Origin of the sequence: Nocardiopsis sp. FR4, assembly GCF_009830945.1 — a bacterium.
Classification (GTDB): Bacteria; Actinomycetota; Actinomycetes; order Streptosporangiales; family Streptosporangiaceae; genus Nocardiopsis.
In genome coordinates, this window is the sequence record NZ_VWVV01000055.1 from 1 (window position 1) to 10,239 (window position 10,239).

The 10,239-nt window shown below is 74.8% G+C and carries 12 protein-coding genes and 1 pseudogene; 9 read left to right on the top strand and 4 right to left on the bottom strand.

Going from position 1 to position 10,239, the window contains the following annotated elements; translation table 11 throughout:
* Window positions 1-188, top strand: a pseudogene (locus tag FYW95_RS27155) (ABC transporter ATP-binding protein); the annotation flags it as partial.
* Window positions 189-349: 161 nt separating this feature from the next.
* On the opposite strand, the gene FYW95_RS27160 reads toward FYW95_RS27155, so the two are convergent.
* A complete protein-coding gene (locus FYW95_RS27160; RefSeq protein ID WP_201295068.1) occupies window positions 350-982 on the bottom strand; it encodes a TetR/AcrR family transcriptional regulator in 633 nt (210 codons plus the stop codon).
* A gap of 68 nt (window positions 983-1,050) precedes the next feature.
* Here FYW95_RS27160 and FYW95_RS27165 point away from each other — a divergent pair, with 68 nt between their 5' ends.
* The 6 genes from FYW95_RS27165 to FYW95_RS27190 all read left to right on the top strand — a co-directional run bounded on the left by FYW95_RS27165 (window position 1,051) and on the right by FYW95_RS27190 (window position 5,507).
* Entirely contained in the window at window positions 1,051-1,380 is a 330-nt protein-coding gene (locus FYW95_RS27165) for a hypothetical protein (RefSeq protein ID WP_159945661.1), read from the top strand.
* Window positions 1,377-2,102: a YqeB family protein gene (locus FYW95_RS27170; RefSeq protein WP_201295069.1), complete on the top strand. Its 726-nt coding sequence runs from the start codon at window positions 1,377-1,379 to the stop codon at window positions 2,100-2,102. Before FYW95_RS27165 ends, FYW95_RS27170 begins: the two co-directional genes overlap by 4 nt.
* Window positions 2,103-2,214: 112 nt before the next feature.
* Window positions 2,215-2,379, top strand: coding sequence for a 50S ribosomal protein L33 (gene rpmG / locus FYW95_RS27175; RefSeq protein ID WP_159945660.1), 165 nt, complete (start codon window positions 2,215-2,217; stop codon window positions 2,377-2,379).
* Between the two features lie 20 nt (window positions 2,380-2,399).
* Window positions 2,400-2,648 (top strand): type B 50S ribosomal protein L31, encoded by a 249-nt coding sequence (locus FYW95_RS27180; RefSeq protein WP_159945659.1) that lies wholly within the window; start codon window positions 2,400-2,402, stop codon window positions 2,646-2,648.
* A gap of 67 nt (window positions 2,649-2,715) precedes the next feature.
* A complete protein-coding gene (rpmF, locus tag FYW95_RS27185; protein ID WP_159945658.1) occupies window positions 2,716-2,886 on the top strand; it encodes a 50S ribosomal protein L32 in 171 nt (56 codons plus the stop codon).
* Window positions 2,887-3,116: 230 nt separating this feature from the next.
* Complete coding sequence (locus tag FYW95_RS27190) at window positions 3,117-5,507, top strand: flippase-like domain-containing protein (RefSeq protein WP_370462452.1); 2,391 nt, start codon at window positions 3,117-3,119, stop codon at window positions 5,505-5,507.
* 13 nt (window positions 5,508-5,520) lie between these two features.
* On the opposite strand, the gene FYW95_RS27195 is transcribed toward FYW95_RS27190, so the two are convergent.
* The 3 genes from FYW95_RS27195 to FYW95_RS27205 all read right to left on the bottom strand — a co-directional run bounded on the left by FYW95_RS27195 (window position 5,521) and on the right by FYW95_RS27205 (window position 7,524).
* Window positions 5,521-5,979 (bottom strand): hypothetical protein, encoded by a 459-nt coding sequence (locus FYW95_RS27195; protein ID WP_159945657.1) that lies wholly within the window; start codon window positions 5,977-5,979, stop codon window positions 5,521-5,523.
* A 95-nt stretch (window positions 5,980-6,074) separates the two neighbouring features.
* Window positions 6,075-7,031 carry a glycosyltransferase family 9 protein gene (locus tag FYW95_RS27200; protein WP_236568135.1) on the bottom strand — a complete coding sequence of 319 codons (957 nt, stop codon included), beginning with the start codon at window positions 7,029-7,031 and terminating at the stop codon, window positions 6,075-6,077.
* Window positions 7,032-7,104: 73 nt separating this feature from the next.
* On the bottom strand, window positions 7,105-7,524 hold the full coding sequence (locus FYW95_RS27205; RefSeq protein ID WP_159945655.1) for a CBS domain-containing protein: 420 nt from the start codon (window positions 7,522-7,524) through the stop codon (window positions 7,105-7,107).
* A gap of 247 nt (window positions 7,525-7,771) precedes the next feature.
* On the opposite strand from FYW95_RS27205, the gene FYW95_RS27210 reads away from it, so the two are divergent.
* Together FYW95_RS27210 and FYW95_RS27215 are read left to right on the top strand one after the other, a co-directional pair.
* Window positions 7,772-9,430: a carbamoyltransferase family protein gene (locus FYW95_RS27210; protein ID WP_159945654.1), complete on the top strand. Its 1,659-nt coding sequence runs from the start codon at window positions 7,772-7,774 to the stop codon at window positions 9,428-9,430.
* The coding region (locus FYW95_RS27215) for a glycosyltransferase family 2 protein (RefSeq protein ID WP_159945653.1) at window positions 9,427-10,239 on the top strand (813 nt) is incomplete at its 3' end. The genes FYW95_RS27210 and FYW95_RS27215, both read left to right, overlap by 4 nt.

Sequence of the window (10,239 nt, forward strand, 5' to 3'; positions counted from 1 at the left end):
TCAGTGATCGGGTGGCGGTGATGCGTGCGGGGGAGATCGTGGAGATGGGTGACAGTGACGCGGTGTATGAGTCGCCGCGGAGTGAGTACACCCGTCAGCTCCTGACCGCCGCCCCCGTCCTCGACCCGGACGAGGCCCGTCGCCTGCGGGCCGAGCGCGTGGAGAAGCGGGCCGCCGTCCAGGCCTGAGCGAACCGGTACGCCGGTGCCGCCGTGGAACGCCACGGCGGCACCGGCGTCCGCCTTTTCCGGCCCCGCCCGGGCGGGAGCCAGCGCTCCCCGGCCACGGTCGGGGGCACGGTTCCCCACGCGGACTCCGCCGGAGGGCCCCGCCGACATCCGCAACCGGTTCAGGCGGAGGGCACCCGGCCGGTGGCCGCCGCCGCGAACAGTTCCGCCAGTTCCCGGGCGTAGGAGTCGTGCTCCTCGGCGGGCCTGCGCCGCAGCTGGCGGGGTACGGAGTTCAGGGCCGCGAACAGGGTGTCGGTGAACACCTGCGGGTCGAAGTCGCGGAACTCGCCGTGCCGTTGCCCCTCGGTGAGGAATCCGACCAGCTCGGCGCGCCCGGCGGCCTCGTTCTCCCTCAGCCAGGCGCGGACGGACTCCGGTGCGGCGGAGCCGCCGATCTCCTGGCGCACGGCCATCTCCCGCGGGTACCGCGAGCAGTGGGTGACGTGCCCGGTGACGATGCGCACCAGGCCGTCCTCGAACCCGGTCAGCGGTTCGGGTCCGCCCTCCATCGCCTTGTCCAGCCGGGTGTCCACGTACTCCAGCACCTGCCGGATCAGTCGCTCCTTGGTCTTGAAGTGGTAGGTGATCAGCCCCGGGCTGATCGAGGCCCGCGCGGCGATGCGCACGAACGACGCCCGTGCGTAGCCCTCCTCCGCGATGGTCTCGACCGCCGCCCGGACGATCTGCCCGCGACGGGCCTCCTCGATGAAGGACCGTGTCCCGTCCGCTTCCTCACCCTCTTCTGGTTGCATGTACAGAATCCTATATGCTCAACTAGGAAGTGCGCGACGACCACGACGGACACAGCCGAGGAGCCTCCATGAACGACCGCGTCACCGCCCTGGTGGGGGCCACCGCGCTGGTCGGCGCCGGCCTGGGGCCGCACCGGGCGCTCGCCGCGGCCACCTCCGTTCCCGCCCGGGCGCTGGGCTCCCGCGGGATCGGCGAGATCTCTCCGGGCGCCGCCGCCGGCCCCGTGGCGGTCCGGGGGGAGCCGCTGGCCGACATCGCGGCCCTGCGCGAGGTCGCGCTCGTACTCCGCGAAGGCCGGGCCGTGGTCGACCGCAGGGGGTGCCCGCGGGCGGGGCGGCGCGTGAGCCGCGGGTCCACGGCCGTCAGGAACCCCTCTCCCGGAAAGGCAGACAGTTGAACACCCACCGACCGCCGTCCGTCGTACGCGAGGGCCGGGGGACGCACGTCCTCCTGTGGGCCCTCTTCCCCCCGCTCGGGGCCGGTCTGGGCTGGGCGCTGTCCCGCGTGCCGGGCTGGCTCACCCTCCTGCCCGACTGGGTGCACCACCTGCCCCTGGTCCCGGGCGAGGAACCGGTCGCCCTGCTGGCCCGCCTGGAGGGGCCGGTCCTGACCGGGGTCCTGGTCGTGCTCGGGCTCCTGGCGGGTGCCTTCGTCGCGCTCTCCTCCTACGACGACATGGTCACCGTGGCGGCGGACGGGGGCGGGGTGCGCCTCACCCGGGCGGGCCGGACCGAGGAGTTCGCGCGGGACGGGGTGGCCGCGGTCTTCGTGGACGGCCGGGATCTGGTCCTGCTCGGAGCCGACACGGGCGAGTTGGCCCGCGAGCGGACCGACCACAGCCCGCGGAAGCTGCGCGCGGCCTTCGAGGAGCACGGGTACGCCTGGCACGAGGGGGATCCGCACCGCGGGGAGTACCGGCGCTGGGTGGACGGGGCGCCGGGGCTGGAGCAGGAGGCCCACAGGCTGCTGTGGGCCCGTCGGGAGGCGCTGCGGGCCAGGGAGGCCGACGACGCCGCCGAGCAGCGCCGCGCACTCGCGGAGCTCGGCGTGGTCGTCCGGGACGAGGGCGGACTGCAGTACTGGCGTCCGGTCCGCGACATCCCGCACCGGCAGGGCTGAACCCGCCCCCGGCGCACGCGGGGGTCCCACCGGCCGCTCAGATACCTGGTCAACCCAGGAATGAAAACGGTTATCATTTGTTGTACCGTGTGGGAACCCCGAGGAGGCATCCATGGCACGCAACGAGATCCGGCCGATCATCAAGCTCAAGTCGACGGCCGGAACCGGCTACACCTACGTCACGCGCAAGAACCGCCGCAACACGCCCGACCGGCTCACCCTGCGCAAGTACGACCCGCGTGCCCGCCAGCACGTGGAGTTCCGCGAAGAGCGCTGACCCGACCGACAGGAAGACACATGAAACCCGGAATCCACCCCGACTACCGCCCGGTCGTCTTCCGCGACCGCGCGGGCGACTTCGCCATCCTCACCAGGTCCACCGCCACCAGCGACAAGACCGTCGAGTGGAGCGACGGCCGGACCTACCCGGTGATCGACGTCGAGATCTCCAGCGCCAGCCACCCCTTCTACACGGGCAACGCCCGCGTGGTGGACACGGCCGGGCGCGTGGAGCGCTTCCAGCGCCGCTACCAGCGCCGGGGCTGATCCGTCGGACCGACGGCGGGGCACACCGCCCCGCCGCCCGCACCACCCAGAAGTAAGGACAGGGCCGATGGCCGTACCCAAGCGCAGAATGTCGCGCTCCAACACCCGCACCCGCCGCTCCCAGTGGAAGGCCGCCACCCCCGACCTGGTGCCCGTCCACATCCGCGGCCGGGAGTACCTCGTGCCGCGCAACCTCGTCCGCGCCTACCAGCGCGGCCTGCTCGCCCCGCCCGAGTAGCCCCCGGCGGGGTTCTCGCGCGACGGCCGCCGCGCGCGGGGAGGCCTCCCCGCACACGGCGGCCGTCGCGGGTCGGAGGGTCCGCGCCACTTCGCCCGGGCGGAGCGGTCCGGTCCGCCGCCGCTCAGCCTGGAGAGGTGCACGGACCGCCCCCGGAGTGACCCACCCGGCATACGAAACACCACCACCCCTGTCCCCGTGAACCTCCCCGGTCGGGCAGTCTTGGGGACGTGACCACCCGAACCGACGACACCGACCCCCGGACCTCCCGCCCCCCGCGCGCCCCGCGCAGACCCGTCGACCTGCTCGTGGGCGCGGTCGGACTGCTCGTGGTGGCGGCCACCATGGTCGCCGCCCACCTGGCCACCGACGGGGTGGAGGCCTCCGGAACCGACCAGTTGCGCGCCCTGCTGCCCAACAGCCTGCTCCTGTTGGTCGCCATCGGCGCCAACCTGCTGCTCATCGTCCTGGTCAGCTACGTCGTCCTGCGCCTGCTCTTCACCGGTGAAGCGCGGGCCCTGGCCCGTCCGGTCACCGCCGGGATCGCCGCCTACACCCTCGCCTCGCTGATCAACGCCCTCCTTCTCGCCCTCATCGGCCCCGAGCGGATCGCCGACGCGCTCGCCCCCGACGAGGTCTTCACCAGCGCCACCCTGGGCTACGTCGCGGCCGTCCTGGCCTTCGCCCGCACCATGCCGCCCGGCCTGCCGCGGATCCGCTCCGTGTTGTGGGCGGGCAACGCCACGGTCGCGGTCTGCGCCCTGCTGGCCGGGGTCACCACCCTCCTGGCCCTCGTGCTCACCGTCCTGGTCGGACTGACCTGCGCCGCGCTGGTCCGCTACGCCCTGGGCCAGCGCCCCCCGCCCCAGACCGACGAACGCCTCCACGAGGAGCTGCGGCGGTTCGGCCTGGCGGCCACCGGTCTGGTCCGCGCCGACGACGACCACGAGGGCAACCCCCGCTACCTGGCCGAACTCGACGACGGACGCCGGGCGGAGGTCATCGTGCTCAGCTCGGAGAACACCTCCGGCTTCTGGCGGCGCCTGCGCGACCTGGTGTTCCTGCGCGGTCCGGTGGCGCCCCGGATGCTCTACGGCGTGCGCCGACGCGCCGAGCACGCCGCGCTGATGAGCTTCTCCGCCCGTCAGGCCGGTGCCGTCGTCCCCCCGGTCCTGGCCGTGGGCGAGCTCGGCCCGGGCACCTTGGTCCTGACCCGCGAACTGCCCGCCTTCCGCGCCCTGGACGATGTGGGCGACGAGGAACTCACCGACGACCTGCTCACCCTGTGCTGGGAGGAGCTCGCGCTGCTGCACCGGCGCCGCCTGGCGCACGGCAACCTCAACGGCGCCACCGTCGGCGTCCTGGACCGGGGTTCGGCCCCCGTCGAGCGCGCGGCCTTCAGCGGCCTGGACCGGGGCGCGGTGGCCGCCGCCCAGCTGCAGACCTCCCTCGACCAGGCGGCCATGCTCACCCTGCTGGCGATGCGCGTGGGCGCGGACCGTGCCGTGGACTCGGCCGTGCGCGCCCTGGGGGTGTCGGCCACGGCCGCGATCCTGCCCTTCCTGCAACCCGCGGGACTGCCCTACCCCCTGCGGGCGAGCCTGCGCGGGGAGCGCGGCCTGTTGGGGCGGCTGCGCGAGCGCGTGGTGAGCATCGCCCCCGAGGCCCCCTCCGAGCCCGCCCGGCTGGAGCGCATGCGGCCGCGCACCATCGTCAGCGTGATCGTCGTGACCGCGGTCGGCCTGGTGCTGCTCTACCAGCTCACCGGGGTGGACTTCACCGCCATCGGCCAGGCCGAGCCGGGATGGGCGGTGGCGGCGGCCGTCGCGTCGGTGTTCTGCACGGTCTCCGCCGCGATGATCCTCATCGGGTTCGTGCCCGCGCCGCTGCCGTGGTGGCGCACCCTCCTGGTCCAGTACGCGGGGTCGTTCGTGCGCATCGCCGCGCCGGCCGGGCTCGGGTCGATCGCGATCAACACCCGGTTCGCCACCAAGGCCGGGGTGCCCGCCCCACTGGCCCTCTCCGCCGTGGGGCTGACCCAACTGGTCGGGTTCCTGGTGCACGTGCCGCTGCTGCTGGTGTGCGCCTACCTGACCGGTACCTCCTACTGGACGGGGTTCACCCCCTCCCCGACCGTCGTGGCGGTCAGCGTGGTGGGGACCGCCGCGGTGGGCGTGGTGGTGCTGCTGCCCCGGCTGCGGCGCGCCGTCGCCGACCGCGTGCGCCCCTACCTGCGGGGCGTGCTGCCCCGGCTGCTGGACATGCTCCAGAGCCCCTCCAGCCTGGTCCTGGGCTTCGGTGGGACGCTGCTGCTGACCGCGGCCTTCGTCCTGTGCCTGCACTTCTCGGTGCTGGCCTTCGCCGGGCCGGGGACCGAGGTGAGCCTGGCCGCGATCGCCGTGGTCTTCCTGGCGGGCAACGCGATCGGCTCCGCCGCGCCCACGCCGGGCGGCCTGGGCGCGGTGGAGGCGGCGATGATCGGCGGTCTGACCGCCGTGGTGGGAGTACCCGCCGCCGTCGCGCTGCCCGCGGTGCTGCTGTTCCGGCTGCTGACCTTCTGGATCCCGGTGCTGCCCGGCTGGGGCGCCTTCTCCTACCTGCAGCGCCGCGAGGCCATCTGAGCCGCCCGCCCGGTCAGGGGGCGGGGGTGCGGGCGGGCACCACCCTGCCGACCGCCCAGGCCGCGAGCCCGCAGACCGCGCCGACGACCGTGCCGGTCAGCAGGCCGCCGACCGCGGCGAAGCCGCGCAGGATGACGGACTGGGCCAGGGGCGGCAGGTCGGCGAGGTTGCCGCCGAGGGCGGGCGGATCGCCCTCCCAGGCGGTGTCCCACAGCAGCTGGTGCCCCAGGGCGAGGAACACCCCGTAGAGCACCCCGACCACCAGCAGGGTCAGGAACGGGCGGGGCACCCGGGCCAGGACGGCCACCGCGATCCAGACCAGCGGTGGGACGAACACGAACAGGGCGTTGACGAAGGTGCCCTCCTGGATGAGGCCGAGGTCGTGCAGGACCACCCGCGGTGCCGCGAGCAGGGCCAGCACGATCAGGACGGTCCAGGGCAGGCCGAGGGCGGAGCGTTGGTGTGCGGTCATGGTCCCCGACGCTACGCGCGCCGCCGCCGGGGCACATCAGCCCCGGAGCTCGACCGCCTACGTCCGAACGCTCAGTGCCCGGACGCTCCGGGGCCTCAGCGCCCCGTGTCCTCCGGGGCGGCGGCGCGGGAGGCGGTCGCGGCGAGCACGCTCTCGCAGGCGGCCAGGACCTCCTCGGTCCCGATCGCGGCCAGCCCCGGGTCCAGGGCCGAGCCGTGCGGATCGCCCGGCAGGCCCGTCCACAGGCAGGCGTGGATCTCCCGGTCCACCCGGGGGCCCCACAGCCGGGGGGAGACGGGGCCGAACAGGCGCACGGACGGGGTCGCGTAGGCGGTGGCCAGGTGGCCGACACCGGTGTCCCCGCACACCACCAGCCGCGCCCCGGCCACGATCCGCGCCAGCAGGTCCAGTGAGGTGCGTCCGGCCAGGACCGCGCCGGGCTCCAGCCCGGCGGCCTCGGCCACGCGTTCGGCCAGGCACGCCTCGCGCTGGGACCCGGTCACCACCACGCGCAGCCCGCAGGCGGCCAGGTGGGCGGCCACCCGGGCGAAGCGCTCGGCGGGCCAGCGGCGCGACTCGGAGGCGGCCCCCGGATGGACGACCGCGGTACCCCGGGCGTCGGCGTCCTCATCCAGGGGCGGGCGGGGCCACCGCAGGTCGTCGGGGTCGGCGGCCACGCCGTGCAGGCGCAGCAGGCGGCACCACACCTCGGCGTCGTGGACGCCCCCCGGCCACTCGGGGCCGGACCACTGCGGTGCGGACGGGTGCCGGTGGGTCCACAGGCGTCCGGGGGCGAGCGCGGCCAGCGCGGCCGTGCTCTGCGGCCCCCGGCCGTGCAGGTTGACGGCCAGGTCGGGGGCGGCGGCGCCGTCGGGGACGCACAGCGGCTCGGTCGGCAGGACCTCCCAGTCCAGACCGGCCAGGGAGACCAGGTGCCGGTACCACGGGGGACCGGCCAAAATCCGGTGCCAGGCGGGCAGCGCCCTCTCCAGGGCGCGCAGCGCGGGTACGGCCGTGGCGAAGTCGCCCAGGCCCAGCGCCCGCGAGGCCAGCACACAGGGCCCCCTGCCGCCCCCTCGGCCGGGCGGCAGGGGGAGGGCGTCCCCCTCGGGACCCTCGGGGCGCTCAGCGGTTCGGGTCGGCGGCGCTGACATCGGCCAGAGCGGACTTGTCGTCGACGGCCTGGGCCAGGTCGCCCATGGTCACCACGCCCACGACGCGGTTGTCGTCCACCACGGGCAGGCGGCGCACCGCGCTGGTGCGCATCACGTGTACCGCGTCGGCGACGCTGCTCTGGGGCGGCACCGTGGCCACCTCGGAGCTGCACACGTCCCGCGCGGTGCTCTGGTCGGGGTCGCCGCCCTCGGCCAGACAGCGCACGACGATGTCGCGGTCGGTCAGGATGCCCATGATCCTGTTCTCGTGGGTCACGACCACGTCGCCCACGTCCGCTTCGCGCATGATCTCGGCGGCCTCCCGCAGCGACGTGTCCGGTGAGACCGTGCGGACCGGGCTGCTCATCACCTCGTCGATGGTTCGCACCATGGCCCTGCTCCTTTCGTGCCGGATCGGGGTTCCCTTCCGTCTTTCGTGCCGGATGGACCCCCTTCCGTCCCATAGCCCACATCCCAGGGGGCAAACATGGCCGCGCCCGCGTCCGGACGGGTCGTTTCAGGGCAGGTAGGGGCCCGAGAGCCCGTCAGGGACTGATGTTTAGCGCCCGCTGCTACTGGTAGTCGAGTGAGTGCGCTCGGCGTCTGAGTCCACAGACCCGACCTGGAGGGAGCGGTCAATGCGGATTCTCGGTGTCAACGCCGTCTTCCACGATCCCGCTGCGGCGCTTGTCGTGGACGGCCGCACCGTGGCGGCGGCGGAGGAGGAACGCTTCTCCCGCCGCAAGCACGGAAAGGAGGCGGTTCCCTTCTCGGCCTGGGAACTGCCGGTGCAGGCGATGCGCTGGTGTCTGGAGCACGCGGGACTGCGCCCGGCCGACCTGGACGCGGTCACCTACTCCTACGACCCCGCGCTGGGCGACCCGGAGGGCCCTGGACAGGACCGGGGCTGGGAGCGCCTGCGCCTGTTCTACGTCGAGCGCGCACCGTACTTCCTCGCCACCGCACTGCCGGGCCTGGACCCGGCCAAGGTCAGCTACGTTCCCCACCACGTCGCCCACGCCGCCTCCACGGGGCTGGCCGCCCCGCCCGAGGCCGGGGGCGGCGAGTGCGCGGTGTTCGTGGCCGACGGGCGCGGCGAGACCACCTCGCACCTGGCGGGCGTCTACACCGGCGGACAGCTGGAGGTGCTGGCCCGCCAGCCGCTGCCCGAGTCGCTCGGCCTGGTCTACGAGGAACTCACCGAGCACGTGGGCTTCCACCGCTCCAGCGACGAGTACAAGGTGATGGCCCTGGCCTCCTACGGCGAGCCCACCATGCTCGACCGTGTCCGCGAGCGCGTGCGCTATGAGGGGGACGGCCTGGTCCGCGCCTCGGGCGTGGACTGGAACTCCCTCGCCGACCGGTGCCCGCCCGGGGAGGAGCCCTCCAAGGAGCACGCCAACCTGGCCGCCAGCGTGCAGGTCGCGATGGAGGAGGCCCTGCTGGGCGTCCTGCGCTGGCTGCACGAGCGGACCGGCCGCAGGCACCTGACGATGGCCGGAGGGGTCGCGCTCAACTGCGTGGCCAACAGCCGCATCGCCCGGGAGGGCCCCTTCGGGAGCGTGTGGGTGCAGCCCGCCTCCGGCGACGCGGGCACCGCGCTCGGCGGGGCCCTGCACGCGGCCTCCCGGGTGGAGGAGCGCGTCGCGCCCATGCCCGGGGCCGACCTCGGCCGCTCCTGGACCGAGGACGAGCTGGAGGAGATCCTGCGCGAGGCCGACGTGGAGTTCGAGCGCCCCGACGACCTGGCCGACACCGTGGCCCGGGCCCTGGAGGGCGACGCGCTGGTGGCCTGGTTCCAGGGCGCCTCGGAGTTCGGCCCCCGGGCGCTGGGGCACCGCTCCCTGCTCGCCAACCCCGCCAACTCCGGCAACCTCGAACGGCTCAACCGGGTCAAGGGCCGTGAGCAGTTCCGCCCCGTGGCGCCGATGGTGGCCGAGCACAGGGCGGCGGAGATCTTCTCCGGCGGCCCCCTGCCCAGCCCCTACATGCTCTTCGTGCACGAGGTGCACCCGGACTGGCGCGAGCGCATCCCCGCCGTGGTGCACGTGGACGGCACCGCCCGGGTGCAGACCGTCGCGGCCGGGGACGACCCGCTCACCGCCCGCCTGCTGGAGCGCTTCGAGGCGCGCAGCGGACTGCCGGTGCTGGTCAACACCAGCCTCAATACGGCGGGGCGGCCCATGGTCGACTCCCCGCGCGACGCCCTGGAGTGCTTCGGCTCCGCTCCGGTGGACCTGCTGGCGATCGGACCGTTCGTCGTGCGCCGTCACCCGCGGGAGCGGGTGTACCGGTGAGCGCGCCCCGTTACGCGGTGGTCGTCCCCACCGTCGGACGCTCCACCCTGCCGCGGGTACTGCGGCCGCTGCTCGACGCACCCTCCGGGGACGCCCCGGAGGAGATCGTCGTCGCCGACGACCGACCCCCGGAACGGACGGGGGGGCTGCCCGGTACCGACCACCCCCGGGTACGCGTCCTGCGCACCGGCGGGGGCGGTCCCGCCGCCGCCCGCCAGGCCGGGTGGCACGCCTGCCGGAGCGAGTGGATCGCCTTCCTGGACGACGACGTCGCCCCGCCCGACGACTGGCCCGAGCGCCTGTGCGCCGACCTGACCGCCCTGCCCGCCGAGGTCGGGGCCAGTCAGGGCCGGATCACCGTGCCCCGGCCGGAGGGGCGCGGTCCCACTGACGCCGAACGCGCCACGCTCGCCCTGGAGGGCGCGCGGTGGATCACCGCCGACATGGCCTTCCGCCGGAGCGTCCTGGAGGAGGTCGGCGGCTTCGACACCCGCTTCCCCCGCGCCTACCGCGAGGACACCGACCTGGCCCTGCGGGTGGAGGACGCCGGGTACACCCTGGTGCGGGGCGAGCGCGAGTGCGTGCACCCGCTGCGCGGCGGCGGCCGCTGGGCCAGCCTCGCCGCCCAGCGCGGCAACGCCGACAACGCCCTGATGAACCGCCTGCACGGGCGCGGCTGGCGCGCCCGCGTCGGGGAGGGGCCCGGCGGACTGCGCGGGCACGCCGTGACCACGGCCGCCCTCGCGGGCGCGGCCGGGGCCGCGCTGGCCGGGGACCGCGCGGCGGCCGGGGCGCTCGGCGCCCTGTGG

What these genes read in the sequence shown, in the direction of transcription:
- FYW95_RS27205 (WP_159945655.1), bottom strand. Translation starts at nt 7,524, where the DNA reads ATGGTGCGAACCATCGACGAGGTGATGAGCAGCCCGGTCCGCACGGTC.
- rpmG (WP_159945660.1), top strand. Translation starts at nt 2,215, where the DNA reads ATGGCACGCAACGAGATCCGGCCGATCATCAAGCTCAAGTCGACGGCC.
- rpmF (WP_159945658.1), top strand. Translation starts at nt 2,716, where the DNA reads ATGGCCGTACCCAAGCGCAGAATGTCGCGCTCCAACACCCGCACCCGC.
- FYW95_RS27180 (WP_159945659.1), top strand. Translation starts at nt 2,400, where the DNA reads ATGAAACCCGGAATCCACCCCGACTACCGCCCGGTCGTCTTCCGCGAC.
- FYW95_RS27195 (WP_159945657.1), bottom strand. Translation starts at nt 5,979, where the DNA reads ATGACCGCACACCAACGCTCCGCCCTCGGCCTGCCCTGGACCGTCCTG.
- FYW95_RS27160 (WP_201295068.1), bottom strand. Translation starts at nt 982, where the DNA reads ATGCAACCAGAAGAGGGTGAGGAAGCGGACGGGACACGGTCCTTCATC.
- FYW95_RS27210 (WP_159945654.1), top strand. Translation starts at nt 7,772, where the DNA reads ATGCGGATTCTCGGTGTCAACGCCGTCTTCCACGATCCCGCTGCGGCG.
- FYW95_RS27165 (WP_159945661.1), top strand. Translation starts at nt 1,051, where the DNA reads ATGAACGACCGCGTCACCGCCCTGGTGGGGGCCACCGCGCTGGTCGGC.